Raw genomic sequence first — 20,363 nt, forward strand, 5'->3', positions numbered from 1 at the left:
CACGTAGAGAGTGACGCTGTCGATAACGGACTAATGCCCGCGAGTCGCTCGCGGGCACCTCCTGTCCCAGGTGCGGTGATCGGGAGCGGAACATGGGCTTCAATCCAGCAATGTCCGTTTCGCCCCTGGATGTTGATCATGAGAAATGCGGCATTTGTCACACACTTCGTGAGCAAACTCACAGGCCGCGTGTCGACTTTCCCGGAGTCGCGCAGGGAATAGCGCGCATAGCCTGACGCTTTACACAGTTGCCCGAAACGACAAGGCCGCAACCCTCCGGACGCGGGGCGGCGGCCTTGCTCCCCGACCCCACGCGAGGCATGAAGCAGTGAAGACCACGATGATGTTCCGCAACATAGCCAACCCGCGGCGCACCACCCTCGCCCACCTCAAGGACGCCGACGACCTCCAGGGCGCCGCGGCCGAGGCCCCGGAGCACGCCGTCGAGCTGCCCACCCAGACCGCCAACCCCCGCCGCACCGTCCTCATGGACGCCCCCGCGCCGCAGACCGTCCCCGCGCAGGCCGCCGCCGCGCAGACCGTGCCCGCCCAGGACACGGCCGTCTGACCCCGGGGCAAGCGGGCCCGCCGCGCCCCCGCGATAGCCTGGAGTGTCAACTCCGGCCAGTGATCTATGAGGGGCAGCGGCAACCCGTGCGCATCGCCAGATTCTCCATCGACGGCAACGTCGGCTTCGGCGTCCTCGACGGCGACGACATCGACGTCATCAAGGGACACCCCTTCGCGGAATTCGAGCGCTCGGGTCACAAGGTCCCCCTCGACAAGGTCCGCCTGCTGCCCCCGGTCCTGCCCAACAAGGTCGTCGCGGTCGGCCGCAACTACGCCGAACACGCGCGCGAGCTGGGCAACGAGGTCCCGGACGTGCCGGTCACCTTCTTCAAGCCCTCCACCTCGGTGGTCGGCCCCGGCGACCCCGTCGTGTACCCCTCCTTCTCCCAGGAGGTGCACCACGAGGCGGAGCTCGCCGTCGTCATCGGCCGCATGTGCCGCGAGGTCCCCCGCGAGCGCGCCAAGGACGTGATCCTCGGCTACACCTGCGCCAACGACATCACCGCGCGCGACGTGCAGAAGCGCGAGGCGCAGTGGGCGCGGGCCAAGGGCTTCGACACCTCCTGCCCGCTCGGCCCCTGGGTCGAGACGGAGCTGGACCCCGGCGACCTGACCATCATGTGCACCGTCAACGGCGAACAGCGCCAGCTCGGCCGCACCAGCGAGATGGTCCGCTCCGTCGAGGACCTGATCGTGCACATCACCGAGGCGATGACGCTGCTCCCCGGCGACGTCGTCCTCACGGGCACCCCGGCCGGGGTCGGCCCCCTCCAGGACGGCGACGAGGTCGCCGTCCACATCGAAGGCATCGGCACTCTCACCAACAAGGTGATCAAGCGTGGCTAACGCGACCCCCGTCCGCGTCCGTTTCTGTCCCTCCCCGACCGGCAACCCCCACGTGGGCCTGGTCCGCACCGCCCTGTTCAACTGGGCCTACGCCCGCCACACGCAGGGCACCATGGTCTTCCGCATCGAGGACACCGACGCGGCCCGCGACTCCGAGGAGTCCTACAACCAGCTGCTCGACTCGATGCGCTGGCTGGGCCTGGACTGGGACGAGGGCCCCGAGACCGGCGGCCCCCACGCGCCGTACCGGCAGTCGCAGCGCATGGACCTCTACAAGGAGATCGCGCAGAAACTGCTGGACGCCGGCCACGCGTACAAGTGCTACTGCTCCACCGAGGAGCTGGACGCCCGCCGCGAGGCCGCCCGCGCCGCCGGCAAGCCCTCCGGGTACGACGGCAAGTGCCGCGCCCTGACGGCCGACGAGATCACCGCGTACGAGGCCGAGGGCCGCGAGCCGATCGTCCGCTTCCGGATGCCGGACGAGCCGATCACCTTCACGGACCTGGTCCGCGGCGAGCTGACCTTCACCCCGGAGAACGTCCCGGACTACGGCATCCTCCGTGCCAACGGTGCCCCCTCTACACGCTCGTCAACCCCGTCGACGACGCCCTGATGGAGATCACCCACGTCCTGCGCGGCGAGGACCTGCTCTCCTCCACGCCCCGCCAGGTGGCCCTCTACAAGGCCCTGATCGAACTGGGCGTCGCCAAGTACGTCCCCCACTTCGGTCACCTCCCCTACGTCATGGGCGAGGGCAACAAGAAGCTCTCCAAGCGCGACCCGCAGGCATCCCTGAACCTGTACCGCGAGCGAGGCTTCCTCCCCGAGGGCCTCCTGAACTACCTCTCCCTCCTCGGCTGGTCCTTCTCCGCCGACCAGGACGTCTTCAGCATCGACGAGATGGTCGCGGCCTTCGACATCGCCGACGTCAACGCCAACCCGGCCCGCTTCGACCTGAAGAAGGCCGAGGCGATCAACGCCGACCACATCCGCCGCCTGGACGTGAAGGCCTTCGCCGAGGCCTGCCGCCCCTGGCTCCAGGCCCCCCACGCCAACTGGGACCCGGCCGACTTCGACGAGGCGGCCTGGCAGGCCATCGCGCCGCACGCGCAGACCCGCCTCACGGTCCTCTCCGACATCACCGCCAACGTCGACTTCCTCTTCCGCAAGGAGCCGGTCGAGGACGAGGCGTCCTGGACCAAGGCGATGAAGGGCGACCCGGTGGCCCTGCTCACCACGGCCCGCGAGAAGCTGACCGGCGCCGACTGGTCCAGCCCCGACTCCCTCAAGGAGGCCGTCCTGGCCGCCGGCGAGGCCCACGGCCTCAAGCTCGGCAAGGCCCAGGCCCCGGTCCGCGTGGCCGTCACGGGCCGCACGGTCGGCCTGCCCCTGTTCGAGTCCCTGGAAATCCTGGGCAAGGAGCGGACGCTGGCGCGCATCGACGCGGCACTGGCGAAGCTGGGCGCGTAACGCGAAGGTTTCATGTCGTACGCCGAAGGGGCGGCCACCGGGTGACGGTGGTCGCCCCTTCGTGCTTCATGGGTGGCTGCCGACCTCGATGAGACGGTTCTCGGCGTCGTACGCGTTGCCCTCGGCGTCCCGGAAGACCATGCCTTCCGTGTCCCCTCCGCCAGGCGCTTGGCCATCTGCTCCACCTGATCCAGGTAGCCGGGCGTCGCGCACGCGCAAGCGAAGGGGAACCACTTGTCGACCACCCGGTCCAGCTCCGCACGGTCGAATTCCGCCGCCGCGCTGAGCCAGTCCTGCTCGAAGCACTGGAGCCAGTCCGGGCGCCGCTGCAACGCCGTACGGATCGCGTCCGGAGTCCGCTCGCAGGCGTCCCGATCCACTTCGGTCTCTCTGTCCATGGCCGACGCCCTCACGCCCCCGGCCATACGACGCTCCCGAGACTCCCCGGCCGCATCGACACGAACCGGGCCGCGCGTTCCGGCGCCGCCACCGACATCCGGAAGCCGCTGTCCACGGCGGCGACATCCGCCCGCCCGTCCTCGTAGGCGAGCCCCCAGGCGGCGACCCGAGCGTCCCGGAACCCGCCGATGCCGTACTCCTCGACGACGGCGAAGAGGCGGGGCGCGGTGGCGTCGACCAGCTCCTGGACCTCTTGGGCGAAGCCGTTGGGTGGGTCGGGGAGGGGCTGGGGTGGGGATACGGTGGCCATGTGAAGTCTCCTAGCTGTTAGCGGAGTTGGCGTCTGGTATAGCTATATCTGAAAGCGCATAGGTCTATGCGGAATCGGCGGAAGGTATCCGTATTTCACTCGTGTGAGGGATAGAGGAGAGCGATCTGTGGCTGCAACTGGACCGCCCACGCTGCGACAGCGTCGGCTGGGGATCGAACTGCGTCGACTGCGTGAACGAGCGGGCGTGAGTTCGACGGACGCCGCTGCAATGATCGGTATCCAGCAAGCACGCATGAGCATGATCGAGGCTGGTCGGCATGGAGTTAGCGCCGACCGTGTGCGTGCGATGGCGCGTGGCTACTCCTGCGACGACGGTGATTTGGTCGAGGCTTTGGTGTCCATGACGGGGCGCCGTGAGCGGGGCTGGTGGGACGAGTACCGGGAGCTACTGCCCGCATCTGTTGTCGAAGTGGCGGAGTTCGAACACCACGCTTCCGCGATCCGTGTGGCAGTGGTCGCGTCGATGCCGGGGCTTCTACAGACTTCCGAGCACGCGCGGGCCATGTTCCGGCGCCGTGTACCCACGCTCCGCCCTCATGAAGTAGAGCATCGGGCGACCTTCCGCATGAAGCGACAGGCGGTTCTGTACGACGATCCGCCGAAGCCGTACACCGCTGTGATCCACGAGGCGGCACTGAGACTGGAGTATGCCGGTGCCGACATCTCTCGACAGCAACTTCTCTACCTGGTCGAGATGAGTGAGCGGCCCAATGTGTCCGTCCTGGTCATCCCCTTCGGCGCGAACGACTTCCCCGCCGTCGGGCAGCCGATCACCTACGCGGCTGGCCCAATCCCGCAGCTCAGCACGGTCGCTCTGGATGCGGACCACGGCTGCGAACACCTCACCGCGGAGGCGCAACTTGAGCGCTACCGCGCAGTGTTGGACCGAATGGAAGAGGTCGCGCTTCCGCAAGGGAAGAGTCGCGACTTCATTCGCCGAATCGCCAAGAACATCTGAGAAGGGCAGAGACATGTACGCATGGCAGAAGTCATCGTTCAGTACCGACGCCGTCAACTGTGTCAACATCGCCGCCGCCCCCGACGGCACCGTGCGCCTCCGGGAGAGTGACGACCCGCTAGTGATCTTGTCGGCCACCCGCGACGGGCTGGCCGCGTTTCTCGCGGCGGTCAAGGAGAGCGGCGTGGGCGAACTGTGAGGGGGTGAGGCCCGACATGTTTCGGCTGGCCTGGCAGAAGTCCTCGTACAGCAACGCGGCGGTGAATTGCGTGAACATCGCCGCCGCGCCCGACGGCATCCTCCATCTCCGAGAGAGCGACGCCCCGGCGGTGACCCTCTCGACCACTCGCGAGGGGCTGGCCGGGTTCGTGGCGGCACTGAAGGGGAGGCTAGGTACGACATGAGCTGTCTGACCTGGCGGAAATCGTCCTTCAGCGGAGAAGCCGCCAACTGCATATACATCGCCGTCGCCCCTGACGGCACCGTCCGTCTCCGGGAGAGCGACGCCCCGGAGGTGAGCCTGACGGTCACCCGCGATGGGCTGGCTGCATTCATGACGGTGAGCAAGGGGAGCGGTGGCGCGAGTCGTGACGAAGTGAGGCCCAGCATGTCCCGTCTGGCCTGGCAGAAGTCCTCGTACAGCAACGCGGCGGTGAATTGCGTGAACATCGCCGCCGCGCCCGACGGCACCGTGCGCCTTCGGGAAAGCGATGACCCGGACGTGATTCTGTCGGCCACCCGTGGTGGGCTGGCCGCGTTGCTGGCGGTGCTCAAGGGGAGCGGTGGGGAAGGAACGCTGTAGCCAGGGTTTGTCGCTGACCAAGCGAGACCGGTCCACTCCTGGCATCCGCCTTGGCTGATGTGAGGTGCGGCCCGGTCCGGGTCAGCGTGTGGATCGCCGCTTGGCCACGTATCGGGCGACTCGTCTGGCGCCTATGACTACCGGTGCCGCGGCGATCCCTCCGACTAGCCCCCACAAGATGCAAGCTGCCCAGGAGAGATGGCTCGCCTGGAGGCCGAGGAAGACTCCCATGGCGGCCAACAGTGCAAGCGAGACGGTCCGCTCGGCGCCGGTGTGACGATTCTTCAAGTCATCTGTCATGGCAGTACTCCTCACAAGCCGTGTCGTTGGCGCTTGGAAGGGCGACAGCGTCGCCTGTCAGTCGAACAGGCCGCCGACGACTCCAGCGACGGCTCCGCCCAGACCTCCTGCGACAGCCCCGGGCATGCATCCAGCTCCTCCTCCGGCGACGGCGCCACCCACGCACCCGCTGGCAAGTCCCGTGGCGGTGCCCTAGGCGGCGTCGTCCAGCCACTTGGGGTCGACGACGACGGGGAATGCTGTGGAGTCCGTGGTCCATACCGACTGGACGAGGGTGTTGCCGTCGACGCAGTAGCTGGTGGGTACGGGGTTGCCGTTGGCGTCCTTGGCCCAGGGAGTGGTGAAACCGCCGAGGAAGGTGCCGTTCTCGGCGATGGCGACGACCGCGCCGTTGTCGAGCTCGACGAGGCGGGCGCCGGTGGGCAGGCCGATGTCGTAGCGCTGTTCGCGCGGGGCGGTGGCGTCCTTGAGGACGGCCAGGGCGCGGATGCCGCCGTCGGTCGTAGGCTGGACGGCAAGGTCGGTGGCCCAGGCTGCGTCGGGGTAGACGGTGGTGTTCTTGCCTGCCCTGGCGCCGGTGACGTTGTTGGTGCCGGGAAGGGCGATGGATACGGCGTCACCCGTCGCGGTGCCGGCCTCGGCATCCCGGTGGAACGCTGGGGGATCTTGGTGCCCGGGGCCGGAGCCAGGGCGATGTCGTTGGTACCGGTGGCCTTTTCGACCACGGCCGCGGTCTGCTCGGCCGGGGAGGGGATGTCACCGGCGAAGGCGGTGGAGGCGGCTCCGAGTGTGAGTGCGGCCGCGCTGATGGTGGCGGCGAAGGTGCTGGCTATGCGCTGGCGGTGATTCATGGAGACCCTTCGTAGGCATATACGCCTGCCCCCGGCGCCGTTGGTTGCATATGCCAGGGGTAGGCGCCTTTGAACTTGGCACATGCGAGGGCCGGGCAACAGGTTGCATAATGCGATTACCCCGGGAATCACGACTTTGGTCCCGGGCCTCGTGAGCCGAACGGCTGGGCATTTCATCGATAAGACCCAAGCGATTGGCGTGATAGCCGGGGCTTTGGTCCCGGTCTTGCGAGCCGGCCCGGCAGTGCCCGTTGCTGACAGGCCGCAGAGATAGCGGGGCGGAGCTGCCCCCCCGAGCCCCGCCGCCCTGCACCTGCTGCTGGACACCGAAGACCCGCGCCTGCCGCTGATCACGGCGGGTGAGGCGCGGGCCGCGGTGGCGCTGCTGGCGCACTACGGGCGGGGCGGCGACGAGGCGGCGGCCCTGGCCCGCGCGTGGTCGGCGAACGTGGCGCGGCGGCTCGCGGCGGAGGGGCTGTAGCCGCGGCGGGTTCCCGGCGCCGGGAACCCGCGGCAGGCGTCAGGCTGCTGGGGTCACGTCTGTGCTGAGCCGGTCGGCGAGCCAGTCCAGGCCCTTGGAGGTGAAGAAGGTCTGTTCCGTCCACCGGGAGCAGGGTGACAGCGTGCCATGGCCTTGACGTGAGCAGGGCGAAAACTCGGGCACCCGCGTGGCCTGCCCGGGTACCGTCGGTTCCATGACCATCGAGGCCGTCCTCTGGGACGTGGACGACACCCTCTTCGACTACACCGGCTCCGATCGGGTGGGGGCATTGCGCCACATCGAAGCCGAGGGGCTGCTCGGCGGGTACCCGGACGCCGAGTGTGCGCTCGGGCGGTGGCGGGAGTGCATGGAGGTTGCCTTCGCGCGCTTCCTCTCGGGGAAACTCGGGTTCCTGGAGCACCGTAGGGAGCGGGCTCGGGCCTTTCTCGGGGAGGCGTTGAGTGATGACGAGGCCGATGCCTGGTTCGGGCGGTACGTCGCGCTGTACGAGGCGGCCTGGACGCTGTTTCCGGACTCCGTGCAGGCGCTGACGGACCTGGCGCCGCTGGCCCGGCAGGGTGTGCTGTCGAACTCGTCCGTCCGCAATCAGGAGCGGAAGCTGCGGGCGCTCGGCATACGTGAGCATTTCGAGGTGGTGCTGTGCGCCGACGAGGTGGGGCACGCGAAGCCGGCGGCCGAGGCGTTCCGGGCGGCTTGTGATGCTCTGGGGCTGGCGCCCGAGCGGGTCGTCTATGTGGGGGACAAGCTGGACGTGGACGCGATCGGCGCGCGCGACGCCGGGCTGGGTGCCGTGTGGGTGGACCGGGCCGGTGCGGCGGGGGAGGTGCCGGAGGAGGACGTGCCGGACGGGGTGACGCGGGTCGGCGGGCTCGCCGAGCTGCCCGGGCTGGTGCGCGGCCTTATCGGTTTTGGAGCGTCGTCCACCTTCGGGTAATGTTCTTTCTGCGCCGCCCGGGCGGGCCGAAAAAGCCGGACCGGGAAGCGCAAGCCGAACAAGACCCCTGGCGGGGGTTGCGTTCCGGTGGGCTATGGTGTAATTGGCAGCACGACTGATTCTGGTTCAGTTAGTCTAGGTTCGAGTCCTGGTAGCCCAGCAAGAGACCTCCCGAGGTCTCTTGATCATGCAGTATCAGGCCCCCGTTGTGTAGCGGCCTAGCACGCCGCCCTCTCAAGGCGGTAGCGCCGGTTCGAATCCGGTCGGGGGTACAGATCCTTTCTCACCGTCATCTTCGGGTCGCTCCCGGATGTGACGACGCAAGGATCGCTAGGGCCCCCGTTGTGTAGCGGCCTAGCACGCCGCCCTCTCAAGGCGGTAGCGCCGGTTCGAATCCGGTCGGGGGTACTGGTCTAAACCACCATGGGCTATGGTGTAATTGGCAGCACGAGTGATTCTGGTTCATTTAGTCTAGGTTCGAGTCCTGGTAGCCCAGCGCGAAATCGCAGGTCAACTGCGGTTATGCAGTGCAAGCCCCCGTTGTGTAGCGGCCTAGCACGCCGCCCTCTCAAGGCGGTAGCGCCGGTTCGAATCCGGTCGGGGGTACGCGACGAAGAGGCCCTTCCCCGCTGGGGAAGGGCCTCTTTGTATGGTGGGCCCCCGCAGGGCCCGGTGTCACGAGGCGTCGCCCCTGAAGCGGCGGTGTGACTCCTCCGCCTCCGCCAGCCGCCGCAGGCTCAGCAGGACCGGTTCGAGCAGGACGGTCAGCGCCACCGCGGCCTCCACCTGCTCGGCCGGTGTCTCGTACTCCTCCACCAAATCCAGGTCGGCGACGGCCAGTTGGCCCGCGATCCGGGCGTACGGCAGCACGTTCTCCGCGGTGTGCGGATAGCCGAGCCGGGCGAGCGCGGCCAGGGCGTTCACCAGCATCCCGTACGCGGGGGAGACCGGCCCCACCTCCAGCCCGTACTGCCAGTCCAGGCGGCGCATCAGCTCGTCGGCCGTCCGGCGGGCCGCGGTGGTCTCCGGGGCCTCCTTCGCCGGGCCGGGAGGGTGGGGGAGGGCCCACACGGCCGCGCCGAGGCGCATGTGGTGGTCCAGCGAGTCGTCCTCGACGGCGGCCAGCACCTCGCGCGCGGTGGCCACCGGCATCTTCCCGACCTGGACCAGCGCCCGCACCAGGCGCAGCCGGCGCAGGTGGGCGTCGCCGTACTCGGCGGTGGTGGCGGTGATCCGCTCGCCGGGCGGGAGTAGCCGCTCCCGCAGGTAGTACTTGATCGTGGCGGTGGGGACCCCGCTGCGTTCGCTCAGTTCCGACAGTCGCACCGCTTGCGCCTTTCCTTGGGGAGTGTCACTATCCAAGCATGGATAGTGACGCTATCCAAAGAGTCGAGAGGCAGGGGGACCGTCATGGGGGACAAGGTCGTATCGGGACGCATGGTGGCGGACACCGACGGGGAGGTGGTCGTCTTCCTGGTCGGTATGCGCATCAACAAGCTCCGGGCCGTGCGCAGTTGGCTGCCCGTGCTGCGCGCGATGCCGCGCATGGTCAGGGAGTTGGTGCGCGAGCCGGGCGCCGGGATGCTCGGCTACCGGATGCTGAACGGCGGGCCGCGCGTCTTCACCTTCGTCCAATACTGGGAGTCGCGCGAGAAGTTGTACGCCTACGCCTCCGACCCGGACATGCGGCACCGCCCCGCGTGGACGGCGTTCAACCGCCGCGCGCGGAGCGGCGAAGGGGCGGTGGGGATCTGGCACGAGACGTACGTCGTACCGGCGGGCGCGTACAGCACGATCTACAGTTCGATGCCGCTGAACGGGCTCGGTGCCGCATACGGTGTCGCCGCGCCGGGCCGGCGCGGGTCGCTCAGTGCGCCCGTGAGCGGCGTGTAGGCACGCCTCGGTGTGGCTGACCGGCCGGTGCGGGCGTCGGCGGCCGCACCGGCCGGTCGGTGTTCTAGCAGGTCAACGGGGCAGGGGAGTGGCCCGGCGGGTCAGCCCGTGCGGCGCAGCGCCTCGCTGAGCCGGGCCGCCGCGTCGATGACCGCCTGGGCGTGCATCCGGCCCGGGTGGCGGGTCAGCCGCTCGATCGGTCCGGAGACCGAGACGGCGGCGACCACGCGGTTCGAGGGGCCGCGTACGGGGGCGGAGACCGAGGCGACGCCGGGCTCCCGCTCGCCGATCGACTGCGCCCAGCCCCGGCGCCGTACGCCGGACAGCGCGGTGGCCGTGAAGCGGGCGCCCTGGAGGCCGCGGTGCAGGCGCTCCGGCTCCTCCCAGGCCATCAGGATCTGGGCGGCCGAGCCGGCCTTCATGGGGAGCGTGGAGCCGACCGGGACGGTGTCCCGCAGTCCGGACAGCCGTTCCGCCGCGGCCACGCAGATGCGCATGTCGCCCTGGCGCCGGTAGAGCTGCGCGCTCTCGCCCGTCACGTCGCGCAGGTGCGTGAGCACCGGTCCGGCCGTGGCCAGCAGGCGGTCCTCGCCGGCCGCGGCGGCCAGTTCCGACAGCCGCGGGCCGAGGATGAACCGGCCCTGCATGTCCCTCGCCACCATCCGGTGGTGTTCCAGTGCCACGGCCAGCCGGTGTGCCGTGGGTCGTGCGAGCCCGGTCGCCGTGACCAGCCCGGCGAGGGTGGCCGGACCGGACTCCAGAGCGCTCAGTACCAGAGCTGCCTTGTCGAGAACGCCGACGCCGCTAGAGTTGTCCATGCAACGATACTCGCGTCTCACAGTGTGAAACGCAAGTTCAATTTTCCTGGGAAGCCGCCAATCTGTAGTCGCGGCCCCCGACCAGGGCCCGGCACGGCGTCCGGATTCGGGGGAGAGGCGCCGCGTACACAGTCGAGTTGGGCCGGCAATGCGGCCGGCCGGAGGGAAAGCGATGGCACGGACACTCGCGGAGAAGGTCTGGGACGACCACGTCGTCCGGCGCGCCGAAGGCGAGCCCGACCTCCTCTTCATCGACCTGCACCTGCTCCACGAGGTGACCAGCCCGCAGGCGTTCGACGGCCTGCGCAAGGCCGGACGGCCGGTGCGGCGCACCGACCTCACCATCGCCACCGAGGACCACAACACCCCCACCCTCGACATCGACAAGCCCATCGCCGACCCCGTCTCGCGCACCCAGCTGGAGACGCTGCGCAAGAACTGCGCGGAGTTCGGCGTCAGGCTGCACCCGCTCGGCGACGTCGAACAGGGAGTCGTCCACGTAGTGGGACCGCAGTTGGGACTGACCCAGCCGGGCACCACCGTGGTCTGCGGCGACAGCCACACCTCGACCCACGGCGCCTTCGGCGCGCTGGCCTTCGGCATCGGCACCAGCCAGGTCGAACACGTGCTGGCCACCCAGACGCTGCCGATGGCGCCCTTCAGGACCATGGCCGTCACCGTCGAGGGCGAACTGCCCGACGGCGTCACCGCCAAGGACCTGATCCTCGCCGTCATCGCCCGGATCGGCACCGGCGGCGGCCAGGGGTACGTCATCGAGTACCGCGGCGAGGCCATCGAGAAGCTCTCGATGGAGGCCCGGATGACCATCTGCAACATGTCCATCGAGGCGGGCGCCCGGGCCGGCATGATCGCCCCCGACGAGACCACCTTCGCCTACCTCCAGGGCCGCGACCACGCGCCCCAGGGGGCCGACTGGGACGCCGCCGTCGCGTACTGGAAGACCCTGCGCACCGACGACGACGCGGTCTTCGACCACGAGGTCGTCGTGGACGCCTCCGAGCTGGCCCCGTTCGTCACCTGGGGCACCAACCCGGGCCAGGGCGCACCCCTTTCGGCGGCCGTCCCCGACCCCGCTTCGTACGAAGACGCATCGGAGCGCTTCGCCGCCGAAAAGGCCCTGGAATACATGGGGTTGACGGCCGGTCAGCCGCTGCGCGACATCCGTGTGGACACCGTCTTCGTAGGTTCCTGCACCAACGGACGCATCGAGGACCTGCGCTCCGCCGCCGAGGTCGTACGGGGCCGCCGGGTCGCCGACGGCGTACGGATGCTCGTCGTACCGGGCTCGGTGCGGGTCTCCCTCCAGGCGGTCTCGGAGGGCCTCGACAAGGTCTTCACCCAGGCCGGTGCCGAGTGGCGGCACGCCGGCTGCTCGATGTGTCTCGGGATGAACCCGGACCAGCTGGCGCCCGGCGAGCGTTCCGCCTCGACCTCCAACCGCAACTTCGAGGGGCGGCAGGGCAAGGGCGGCCGCACCCACCTGGTCTCACCCCAGGTCGCCGCCGCAACGGCGGTTCTCGGCCATCTGGCATCGCCGGCCGACCTGTCCGACGCCGACGCCGACGCACGCACGCCCGCGGGAGTCTGAAACCACCATGGAAGCTTTCACCACGCACACCGGCCGGGCCGTACCGCTGCGCCGCGGCAACGTCGACACCGACCAGATCATCCCGGCCCACTGGCTCAAGAAGGTCACCCGCGACGGCTTCGAGGACGGGCTCTTCGAGGCCTGGCGCAAGGATCCGGGGTTCGTGCTGAACCAGGAGACGTACCGGGGAGCGACCGTCCTGGTCGCCGGGCCCGACTTCGGCACCGGCTCCTCGCGTGAGCACGCGGTGTGGGCCCTGCAGAACTACGGCTTCAAAGCCGTCATCTCCTCGCGTTTCGCCGACATCTTCCGGGGCAACTCGCTGAAGAACGGACTGCTGACCGTCGTGCTCCCGCAGGAGACCGTCGAGGCGCTGCAGAAGCTCGCCGAGACCGACCCCGCGGCCGAGGTCACCGTCGACCTCGTCGGCCGGCAGGTCCGGGCGCCGGGCATCACCGCAGGGTTCGAGCTGGACGAGAACGCGCGTTGGCGGCTGCTGGAGGGACTGGACGACATCAGCCTCACTCTTCGGGAGGAGGAGGCCATCGCCGGGTACGAGGCGAACAGGCCGTCGTTCAAGCCGCGTACGGTAGTAGTCTGACCTCGGGTTTTTTGGCTCAAAGCCTTATTGCGTACGATGCGCCCCTTGCTAGTTGGCAGGGGGCGCATCGGCGTGTGAAGGCTGCCGTTGAGGCCCCGTGAAGCGACAACTCGCCGCAGATGGCACAATTAGCGCATGGAACGCGACGACCAACTCGAGCTCTACGGTCTCGTCGCCGACCGACTCAAGGACGCACACACACGCGTGCGGACACTGCAAGTCCCGGAGGGCGTACGCATGGCGCTGACCCGGAAGCTGCTCGTCATCACGGCGGCGGCGAAACACGATCTGGCGGACGCGGCAAGGCGTCTGGAGTGGTTCATGAACGACCTCGACGAGGGTCGCTTTCCCGTAGACGTGCACGCCGATGGAACTCCGTGAAGGTCGAGTTCGTTGCGGCACAAGGGTGATTAGCCCGTTTCGTGTTTGATTTGCGGTATATATCTGCCTAACGTGCGAAAAGGCTTGAACACTTTCGTTCCAGCAATGTCTCCGAAGGGGAAGACGTGAACAAGGCGCAGCTCGTAGAAGCCATTGCCGACAAGCTCGGCGGCCGTCAGAACGCCGCGGACGCGGTGGACGCGGTACTGGACGCAATCGTCCGTGCAGTTGTCTCCGGCGACCGCGTATCGGTCACCGGATTCGGTTCGTTCGAGAAGGTGGACCGTCCGGCCCGCTACGCCCGCAACCCGCAGACGGGTGAGCGGGTCCGGGTCAAGAAGACCTCGGTGCCCCGTTTCCGCGCCGGTCAGGGCTTCAAGGACCTGGTCAGCGGCTCGAAGAAGCTCCCGAAGAACGACGTGGCCGTGAAGAAGGCACCCAAGGGCAGCCTCTCGGGCGGTTCTTCCACCCGTACGACGGCCAAGGCCGCCACCAAGAAGGCCACCGCCAAGAAGACCACGGCGAAGAAGACCACGGCCACCGCCGCCAAGAAGGCCACGCCGGCGAAGAAGACCACCGCCACGGCGAAGAAGGCCACGGCCACCGCCGCCAAGAAGGCCACCCCGGCGGCGAAGAAGGCCACCGCCACCACGGCGAAGAAGTCGGCGGCCAAGAAGACCACGGCCACCGCCGCCAAGAAGGCCACCCCGGCCAAGAAGGCCACCACCACCGCCAAGAAGGCGACGGCCAAGAAGACCGCGCCCGCCACCAAGGCGACGGCCAAGAAGGCCCCGGCCAAGAAGACCACGGCCCGCAAGACCACCGCCAAGAAGACCACCGCCCGCAAGCGGTAATTCAGCAGCGGCGACGCCACGCGTCGGGCCGGACTCCCCTCGGGGAGCCCGGCCCGCGGTGTGTCCCGGACCGCCCGCCCCCGGTGTGCGGCGCGGATCCTGACGCCGTGTGCCGCCCCGGACGCGGTGTGCGGCGCGGCCCGGACGCCGTGTGCCGTCTAGGCTGGTCACCATGCAGGCCACCGCGTACACCTACGACGCCCAGACCCGCTCCGGCAGCGTGCTGCTCGACGACGGCACCCCGCTGCCCTTCGACGCGGCGGCCTTCGACGCGGGCGGCCTGCGGCTGCTGCGGCCCGGTCAGCGGGTCCGTATCGACGTCGAGGGCGAGGCCGGTGACGGCAAGGAGAAGGACGGGCGCCGTATCGTTCTCGTCACCCTCCAGACGTTCTGAGACCTTCCGCCACCGCACGGGCCCGTATCCGCGGCACACAGCGGGCGGTGTACCGCCCCACACCCAGCTCCAGCGCGGCCCGCAGATCCTCCCCGGTGTCCACGTCCCGGCGTACGGATTCGGTGTCCGGCAGCACGATCTCCCGCGCCCCCGATTCGCGGTGACGCGCCCGGGACGGCCCCCGAAAGCGGGTGCCAATTCCACTCCCGGCGCCGCGCACAGCAGTGTCGTCCCGATTTCCGCCGCATCCGCGAGAAATGCCCGGGGAAATGCCGAGGCCGCCGACAGTACCCGCCCCAGTTCCGCGGGGCGCAACGCCGGGAGATCCGCGTTCAGTGCCGCCACGGCCGCGGCGGCGCGCCGCCGGCGCACCAGGCCCGCTCCGTACGCGAGTGCCGCGTTCAGGCCGCGGCCCGGCACGTCGGCGACGACGCGCGCTCCGAGGGCCGCCAACCGCTCCCCGGCCACCGGATCGTCCGTGACAACCGCCACATCCACGACGTCTTCGCAGGCCAGCGCGGCCGTCACGGTGTCCAGCGCGAACGCCAGTGCCAACTGGGGCCGGAGCTCCTCCCCCGCCGCCCGGGACAGCCTGCTCTTCGCCCGTACCAGGGGTTTCAGCGGTACGACCAGGCTCCATCCCACGTCCGCTCCGTCTCTTCGCATCGCCCTCATTCTCACCCGGCGTCACCGCCATCCGTGAGCGGCGGGGTTACGGTGTTCTCGACATAGCGGGTACCTGGGGCGACACTTGTGCGGCTGCCGGGTCGCAGCAGCTCAGCAGATCCCACAAGGAGGGTGTCCCAGTGTCCCGCCGCAGAATCGGCTTCTGGTACCGCTTGGCCGCGGTCATCTGCAAACCGCCGCTCCTGGTTCTGTTCAAGCGGGACTGGCAGGGAATGGAGCACATTCCCGCCGACGGCGGATTCATCACCGCGGTCAACCACAACTCGTATCTGGACCCGCTGTCGTATGCGCACTACCAGTACAACACCGGGCGGGTCCCGCGATTCCTCGCCAAGTCCGGGCTCTTCAAGGGCGGCTTCGTCGGCCTCATGATGCGCGGCACCGGCCAGATCCCCGTCTACCGGGAATCCGCCGACGCCGCGGTGGCCTTCCGCGCCGCCGTGGCCGCCATCAACAAGGGCGAATGCGTCGCCTTCTACCCCGAGGGCACCCTCACCCGCGACCCCGACATGTGGCCCATGCAGGGCAAGACCGGGGCCGCCCGGGTGGCGTTGCTCACCAAGGCACCGGTCATCCCGGTGGCGCAGTGGGGCGCCAACGAGGTCATGCCGCCGTACGCCAGGGAGAAGAAGCTGCGGCTCTTCCCGCGCAAGACCCTGCGGGTCAAGGCGGGCCCGGCGGTCGACCTGAGCGAGTTCTACGGCAAGGAGCCGACCGCCGAGGTGCTGCGCGAGGTGACCGACAAGGTCATGGCCGCGGTCACCGCGATCCTCGCCGAGGTACGGGACGAGCCGGCGCCGGCCGAACCGTACGACCACCGCAAGGACGCCGTCCGGCGCAGCCGGGCCCGCCGGGAGCAGCAGGCCGCCGAGCGGGCGCGGAAACTGGACGAGCAGGGCGTGAAACTGGACGACCAGGCACCGAAGACACAGGAGGATGAAGGCAAGTGACGCGCTGCGCCGTCTACGGCACGGGGTCCTGGGGCACCGCATTCGCGATGGTGCTCGGCGACGCGGGCTGCGAGGTGACGATGTGGGGCCGCAGAGCGGGCCTGGTCGACGCCGTCAACACCGGCCGGACCAACCCCGACTACCTGCCGGACGTCCGGCTGCCGGAGACCGTACGGGCCACCACCGACCCCGCGGAAGCCGCGCACGGCGCCGATTTCACCGTCCTGGCCATCCCCTCGCAGACGCTGCGCGAGAACCTCGCCGCCTGGGCGCCGCTGCTGCCCGCCGACACGGTCCTGGTCTCCCTGATGAAGGGCGTCGAACTGGGCACCGCCAAGCGGATGAGCGAGGTCGTCGAAGAGGTCGCCAAGGCCCCCGCCGAGCGGGTCGCGGTGCTGACCGGCCCCAACCTCGCCAAGGAGATCGCCGCCCGGCAGCCCGCCGCCGCGGTCGTCGCCTGCGCGGACGAGGCCGTGGCCCGGCGCCTCCAGGCCGCCTGCCACACCCCGTACTTCCGCCCGTACACCAACACCGACGTGGTCGGCGCCGAGCTGGGCGGCGCGGTCAAGAACGTCATCGCGCTGGCGGTCGGCATGGCCGGCGGCATGGGCCTGGGCGACAACGCCAAGGCGTCGCTGATCACCCGCGGCCTCGCCGAAACCACCCGGCTGGGCCTGGCGATGGGCGCCGACGCGCACACCTTCGCCGGCCTCGCCGGCATGGGCGACCTGGTCGCCACCTGCTCCTCGCCGCTCTCCCGCAACAACACCTTCGGCGCCAACCTCGGCCGCGGCATGACGCTGGAGGAGACCATCGCGGTCACCAAGCAGACCGCGGAGGGCGTCAAGTCCTGCGAGTCGGTACTGGATCTCGCCCGCCGGCACGGCGTCGACATGCCGATCACCGAGACGGTCGTGGACATCGTCCACGAGGGCAAACCGCCGCTGGTGGCCCTCAAGGAACTGATGTCGCGCAGCGCCAAGCCCGAGCGGCACTGAGGCCCCGGGCGCGCTGTCCCGGGACCGGCCCCGGTCCCGTCCCCGCTCGCCCGCGGGACCTGCGGCGACTCCCGGGGCCGCGGCACTGACTCCTCCTGGGGCAGCAGGTACGCTCAACGCGATATGAGCAGCGAGACCCCTTCCCAGAAGCCCCGCGTCGCCGTCGTGTTCGGCGGGCGCAGCTCCGAGCACGCCATCTCCGTGGTCACCGCGGGCGCCGTGCTGGCCGCCATCGACCGCGAGAAGTACGACGTGCTGCCCATCGGCATCACGACCGACGGACGGTGGGTGCTGACCGCCGACGCCCCGGAGCGGATGGCCATCACGGACCGGAAGCTGCCGGACGTGGCGGAGCTGAGCGAATCGGCCGAGGGCGCCGTCGTCCTGCCGGTGGACCCGACCAGCCGCGAGGTCGTCTACAGCGAGCCCGGCACGGTGCCCAAGGCACTCGGCGAGGTCGACGTCGTCTTCCCCGTGCTGCACGGCCCGTACGGTGAGGACGGCACCCTCCAGGGCCTCCTGGAACTGTCCGGCGTGCCCTACGTGGGCTCCGGTGTGCTCGCCTCGGCGGTCGGCCAGGACAAGGACTACATGAAGCGGGTGTTCACCTCCTTCGGGCTGCCGGTCGGCCCGTACGAGGTCGTCCGCCCCCGCGAGTGGGAGCAGGACCCCGCGGCGGCCCGCGAGAAGATCGTGGACTTCGCCGGGGAACACGGCTGGCCGCTGTTCGTGAAGCCCGCCCGCGCCGGCTCCTCCATGGGCATCACCAAGGTGGACGACGTCTCCGGCCTCGACGCGGCCGTCGAGGAGGCCCGCCGCCACGACCCCAAGATCATCGTGGAGTCGCTGCTGACCGGCCGGGAGATCGAGTGCGGCGTCCTGGAGTTCGAGGACGGCCCGCGCGCCAGCGTCCCCGCCGAGATCCCCCGGTCTCCGACCACTCCTTCTACGACTTCGAGGCCAAGTACATCGACTCGGCCGCCGGCCTGGTGCCCGCGCCGCTCACCGCGGAGCAGACCGCACGCGTCCGGGAGCTGGCCGTGGCGGCCTTCGAGGCGGCCTCCTGCGAGGGACTGGTACGCGCCGACTTCTTCCTCCAGGAGAACGGCGAGTTCGTGATCAACGAGATCAACACGCTGCCCGGCTTCACGCCCATCTCGATGTACCCGCGGATGTGGCAGGAGAGCGGCGTCGGCTACCCGGAGCTGGTCGACCGGCTGATCCAGGCGGCACTGCGGCGCTCCACCGGCCTGCGCTGACCCCCGGACCGTGCCCGGCCGGTGTCCTCAGACCCCGGCCGGCACCGTCGTACGGACGGCGGCCGAGAGGTCGGTGAGCACATCGACCTCCGGGGCGTACTTCCCCGGCACGAGCACCTCGACGTACGTCTTGCGCAGCACGGTCGTGAAGCGGTATCCGTCGTCCTGCTTCTCGAAGAGCCAGTCGACACCGTTGACTTCCGCCGCGTCCGCGCCGGGGTTGTAATGTTCACTCCCGGGCGTCAGCACGGCGGGCTTGCGTACCCCGCAGCGCAACCGGACGGCGGGATCGCCCCAGACGGCGGTGAAGTCCGAGACCGGGTCGGCGGTGCCCCGCTCCAGCCCGTCCACGGTCCGCGGCAACTCCTTCTGGAGCGCCCGGCACTGCCGCGCGGAGTCGCCCTCGGGCGCGGGGGCGGCGACGGGGACCGAGGACGAGCAGCCCACCGCGGCGAAGGCCACGGTGAGCAGGGCCGGAACCAGCAGCCGGCGCGACGAGGAGATCACCCGGCCGAGCATACGGGGGAGCTAGAGATGGACCACCGGGCAGGTCAGGGTGCGGGTGATGCCGTCCACCTGCTGAACCTTGGCGACCACCATGCGGCCGAGTTCGTCGACCGTGTCGGCCTGGGCCCGCACGATCACGTCGTACGGGCCGGTGACGTCCTCGGCCTGCAGCACGCCGGGGATCTTGGCGATCACTTCCGCCACGGCCGACGCCTTGCCCACCTCGGTCTGGATCAGGATGTACGCCTGTACCACGGGACCTCCAGGGCGGCTTCGAGGATCATGTGGGAAGAAGGGACGCCACGGTACCGCGTCGGCGCGCGCGCCGGGGAGACCCGGGCGGGGAACGCGACGCGCGGCGCGGGGACCGGCCGCCCCGGGGGAGCGGGAACCGGACCCGCGGTGACGGAGTACGGATCGGCAGCGCAGTACGGATCGTCCGTACGCATCGGAAGGGCAGCAGCATGAAGGGCACCGTGGGCGAGCTGGGAGAGTTCGGGCTGATCAGGGAGCTGACCTCCCGGCTCACCGCCACCCCGGCCGTACGGATCGGTCCGGGCGACGACGCCGCGGTGGTCACCGCGCCCGACCGCAGGGTCGTGGCCAGCACCGACGTACTCCTCGAAGGGCGGCACTTCCGCCGCGACTGGTCCACCGCCTACGACGTGGGCCGCAAGGCCGCCGCGCAGAACCTGGCCGACATCGCCGCCATGGGCGCGGTGCCCACCGCCATCCTGCTCGGCCTGGTCGTGCCCGCCGAACTGCCCGCGACCTGGGCGACCGAGCTGATGGACGGGCTGCGCGACGAGTGTCAGGTGGCGGGCGCCGCCGTGGTCGGCGGCGACGTCGTACGCGGTGACACCATCACCGTCGCCATCACCGCACTGGGTGACCTGCGCAACCAGGAACCGGTCACCCGATCCGGTGCCCAGCCGGGCGACGTCGTCGCCGTCACCGGCTGGCTGGGCTGGTCGGCGGCCGGCTACGCGGTCCTCACCCGCGGCTTCCGCTCGCCGCGCGCCTTCGTGGAGGCGCACCGCCGCCCCGAGCCCCCGTACCACGCGGGTCCCGCCGCGGCCGGTCTCGGCGCCACCGCCATGACGGACGTCAGCGACGGCCTGGTCGCCGACCTGGGCCACATCGCCGAGGCCAGCAAGGTCCGTATCGACCTGCGCTCGGGCCAGATCGACATCCCCTCGCAGATGTCCGACATCGGTACGGCGGTCGGCGTGGACCCGATGCAGTGGGTGCTCAACGGGGGCGAGGACCACGCCATCGTGGCGACCTTCCCGCCGGACGTGAAGCTGCCCGCCCGCTGGAAGGTGATCGGCGAGGTGCTGAACCCGTCGGCGCTGCCGCAGGTGACGGTGGACGGGGCACCGTGGTCCAGCGCGGGCTGGGACCACTTCGGCGAGGACGGGGACGGCGAGCAGCCGGGGGCCTGAGGGA

At 69.9% G+C, this 20,363-nt stretch carries 22 protein-coding genes, 5 tRNA genes and 3 pseudogenes; 24 read left to right on the forward strand and 6 right to left on the reverse strand.

Annotated features, from left to right (window positions below; translation table 11 throughout):
• Positions 1–328: 328 nt before the first annotated feature.
• The 3 genes and pseudogenes from ACEXOX_RS33415 (at position 329) to gltX (ending at position 2,886) form a co-directional block, all read left to right on the forward strand.
• Positions 329–568 (forward strand): hypothetical protein, encoded by a 240-nt coding sequence (locus ACEXOX_RS33415; protein WP_406524680.1) that lies wholly within the window; start codon positions 329–331, stop codon positions 566–568.
• 86 nt (positions 569–654) lie between these two features.
• Positions 655–1,416: a fumarylacetoacetate hydrolase family protein gene (locus tag ACEXOX_RS33420; protein WP_406524681.1), complete on the forward strand. Its 762-nt coding sequence runs from the start codon at positions 655–657 to the stop codon at positions 1,414–1,416.
• Positions 1,409–2,886: pseudogene (gltX, locus tag ACEXOX_RS33425) on the forward strand (glutamate--tRNA ligase). The gene ACEXOX_RS33420 and the pseudogene gltX overlap by 8 nt, the downstream one beginning before the upstream one ends.
• Positions 2,887–3,295: 409 nt before the next feature.
• On the opposite strand, the gene ACEXOX_RS33430 reads toward gltX, so the two are convergent.
• Positions 3,296–3,595 (reverse strand): hypothetical protein, encoded by a 300-nt coding sequence (locus ACEXOX_RS33430; RefSeq protein ID WP_406524682.1) that lies wholly within the window; start codon positions 3,593–3,595, stop codon positions 3,296–3,298.
• Between the two features lie 127 nt (positions 3,596–3,722).
• Between ACEXOX_RS33430 and ACEXOX_RS33435 the strand changes: the two genes are divergently transcribed.
• The 11 genes from ACEXOX_RS33435 (at position 3,723) to ACEXOX_RS33485 (ending at position 8,569) form a co-directional block, all read left to right on the forward strand.
• On the forward strand, positions 3,723–4,574 hold the full coding sequence (locus tag ACEXOX_RS33435; protein WP_406524683.1) for a helix-turn-helix domain-containing protein: 852 nt from the start codon (positions 3,723–3,725) through the stop codon (positions 4,572–4,574).
• 13 nt (positions 4,575–4,587) lie between these two features.
• Entirely contained in the window at positions 4,588–4,773 is a 186-nt protein-coding gene (locus tag ACEXOX_RS33440; RefSeq protein WP_406524684.1) for a DUF397 domain-containing protein, read from the forward strand.
• 4 nt (positions 4,774–4,777) lie between these two features.
• The gene (locus tag ACEXOX_RS33445) at positions 4,778–4,978 is read left to right on the forward strand and encodes a DUF397 domain-containing protein (protein WP_406524685.1); all 201 of its coding nucleotides are present in this window, start codon (positions 4,778–4,780) and stop codon (positions 4,976–4,978) included.
• Positions 4,975–5,376 carry a DUF397 domain-containing protein gene (locus tag ACEXOX_RS33450; RefSeq protein ID WP_406524686.1) on the forward strand — a complete coding sequence of 134 codons (402 nt, stop codon included), beginning with the start codon at positions 4,975–4,977 and terminating at the stop codon, positions 5,374–5,376. Before ACEXOX_RS33445 ends, ACEXOX_RS33450 begins: the two co-directional genes overlap by 4 nt.
• A 333-nt stretch (positions 5,377–5,709) precedes the next feature.
• Positions 5,710–6,522, forward strand: coding sequence for a hypothetical protein (locus ACEXOX_RS33455; protein ID WP_406524687.1), 813 nt, complete (start codon positions 5,710–5,712; stop codon positions 6,520–6,522).
• A 700-nt stretch (positions 6,523–7,222) separates the two neighbouring features.
• Positions 7,223–7,963, forward strand: coding sequence for an HAD family hydrolase (locus ACEXOX_RS33460; protein WP_406524688.1), 741 nt, complete (start codon positions 7,223–7,225; stop codon positions 7,961–7,963).
• An 88-nt stretch (positions 7,964–8,051) separates the two neighbouring features.
• A tRNA-Gln gene (locus ACEXOX_RS33465) sits at positions 8,052–8,123 on the forward strand.
• Between the two features lie 39 nt (positions 8,124–8,162).
• Positions 8,163–8,235 (forward strand) — tRNA-Glu (locus ACEXOX_RS33470).
• 63 nt (positions 8,236–8,298) lie between these two features.
• Positions 8,299–8,371: transfer RNA gene (locus ACEXOX_RS33475), tRNA-Glu, on the forward strand.
• Positions 8,372–8,387: 16 nt separating this feature from the next.
• Positions 8,388–8,459, forward strand: a tRNA-Gln gene (locus tag ACEXOX_RS33480).
• Positions 8,460–8,496: 37 nt separating this feature from the next.
• A tRNA-Glu gene (locus ACEXOX_RS33485) sits at positions 8,497–8,569 on the forward strand.
• A 69-nt stretch (positions 8,570–8,638) separates the two neighbouring features.
• Here ACEXOX_RS33485 and ACEXOX_RS33490 read toward each other — a convergent pair.
• Positions 8,639–9,289, reverse strand: a complete 651-nt coding sequence (locus ACEXOX_RS33490; RefSeq protein ID WP_406524689.1) for a MerR family transcriptional regulator — start codon at positions 9,287–9,289, stop codon at positions 8,639–8,641.
• A gap of 84 nt (positions 9,290–9,373) precedes the next feature.
• Between ACEXOX_RS33490 and ACEXOX_RS33495 the strand changes: the two genes are divergently transcribed.
• A complete protein-coding gene (locus ACEXOX_RS33495; protein WP_406524690.1) occupies positions 9,374–9,856 on the forward strand; it encodes a DUF4188 domain-containing protein in 483 nt (160 codons plus the stop codon).
• A 101-nt stretch (positions 9,857–9,957) separates the two neighbouring features.
• Here the strand turns inward: ACEXOX_RS33495 and ndgR are convergent, their stop codons facing one another.
• Positions 9,958–10,674, reverse strand: a complete 717-nt coding sequence (gene ndgR / locus ACEXOX_RS33500; RefSeq protein WP_003984709.1) for an IclR family transcriptional regulator NdgR — start codon at positions 10,672–10,674, stop codon at positions 9,958–9,960.
• Between the two features lie 172 nt (positions 10,675–10,846).
• Between ndgR and leuC the strand changes: the two genes are divergently transcribed.
• From leuC to ACEXOX_RS33525, 5 genes are all read left to right on the forward strand, one after another.
• Complete coding sequence (leuC, locus tag ACEXOX_RS33505) at positions 10,847–12,283, forward strand: 3-isopropylmalate dehydratase large subunit (protein ID WP_406524691.1); 1,437 nt, start codon at positions 10,847–10,849, stop codon at positions 12,281–12,283.
• Positions 12,284–12,290: 7 nt separating this feature from the next.
• Positions 12,291–12,884 (forward strand): 3-isopropylmalate dehydratase small subunit, encoded by a 594-nt coding sequence (gene leuD, locus ACEXOX_RS33510; protein WP_406524692.1) that lies wholly within the window; start codon positions 12,291–12,293, stop codon positions 12,882–12,884.
• A gap of 135 nt (positions 12,885–13,019) precedes the next feature.
• On the forward strand, positions 13,020–13,265 hold the full coding sequence (locus ACEXOX_RS33515) for a hypothetical protein (protein WP_030018364.1): 246 nt from the start codon (positions 13,020–13,022) through the stop codon (positions 13,263–13,265).
• 125 nt (positions 13,266–13,390) lie between these two features.
• Positions 13,391–14,119, forward strand: coding sequence for an HU family DNA-binding protein (locus tag ACEXOX_RS33520; RefSeq protein ID WP_406524693.1), 729 nt, complete (start codon positions 13,391–13,393; stop codon positions 14,117–14,119).
• 172 nt (positions 14,120–14,291) lie between these two features.
• Positions 14,292–14,513 (forward strand): hypothetical protein, encoded by a 222-nt coding sequence (locus ACEXOX_RS33525; RefSeq protein ID WP_406524694.1) that lies wholly within the window; start codon positions 14,292–14,294, stop codon positions 14,511–14,513.
• On the opposite strand, the pseudogene cofC reads toward ACEXOX_RS33525, so the two are convergent.
• A pseudogene (gene cofC, locus ACEXOX_RS33530) lies at positions 14,494–15,188 on the reverse strand (2-phospho-L-lactate guanylyltransferase). The gene ACEXOX_RS33525 and the pseudogene cofC overlap by 20 nt on opposite strands.
• A 131-nt stretch (positions 15,189–15,319) precedes the next feature.
• Here cofC and ACEXOX_RS33535 point away from each other — a divergent pair.
• The 3 genes and pseudogenes from ACEXOX_RS33535 (at position 15,320) to ACEXOX_RS33545 (ending at position 18,407) form a co-directional block, all read left to right on the forward strand.
• Positions 15,320–16,150 (forward strand): lysophospholipid acyltransferase family protein, encoded by an 831-nt coding sequence (locus ACEXOX_RS33535; RefSeq protein ID WP_406524695.1) that lies wholly within the window; start codon positions 15,320–15,322, stop codon positions 16,148–16,150.
• Complete coding sequence (locus tag ACEXOX_RS33540) at positions 16,147–17,148, forward strand: NAD(P)H-dependent glycerol-3-phosphate dehydrogenase (protein ID WP_406524696.1); 1,002 nt, start codon at positions 16,147–16,149, stop codon at positions 17,146–17,148. Before ACEXOX_RS33535 ends, ACEXOX_RS33540 begins: the two co-directional genes overlap by 4 nt.
• A gap of 123 nt (positions 17,149–17,271) precedes the next feature.
• Positions 17,272–18,407 (forward strand): annotated as a pseudogene (locus tag ACEXOX_RS33545) (D-alanine--D-alanine ligase family protein).
• A 27-nt stretch (positions 18,408–18,434) separates the two neighbouring features.
• Here the strand turns inward: ACEXOX_RS33545 and ACEXOX_RS33550 are convergent.
• On the reverse strand, positions 18,435–18,926 hold the full coding sequence (locus ACEXOX_RS33550) for a DUF3515 domain-containing protein (RefSeq protein ID WP_406524697.1): 492 nt from the start codon (positions 18,924–18,926) through the stop codon (positions 18,435–18,437).
• A gap of 9 nt (positions 18,927–18,935) precedes the next feature.
• Positions 18,936–19,169, reverse strand: a complete 234-nt coding sequence (locus ACEXOX_RS33555) for an Lrp/AsnC family transcriptional regulator (RefSeq protein WP_406524698.1) — start codon at positions 19,167–19,169, stop codon at positions 18,936–18,938.
• Between the two features lie 209 nt (positions 19,170–19,378).
• On the opposite strand from ACEXOX_RS33555, the gene ACEXOX_RS33560 reads away from it, so the two are divergent.
• Complete coding sequence (locus ACEXOX_RS33560) at positions 19,379–20,359, forward strand: thiamine-phosphate kinase (RefSeq protein ID WP_406524699.1); 981 nt, start codon at positions 19,379–19,381, stop codon at positions 20,357–20,359.
• The last annotated feature ends 4 nt before the right edge of the window (positions 20,360–20,363 follow it).

It is taken from the genome of Streptomyces sp. Ac-502 (genome assembly GCF_045222935.1).
GTDB lineage: Bacteria > Actinomycetota > Actinomycetes > Streptomycetales > Streptomycetaceae > Streptomyces > Streptomyces monomycini.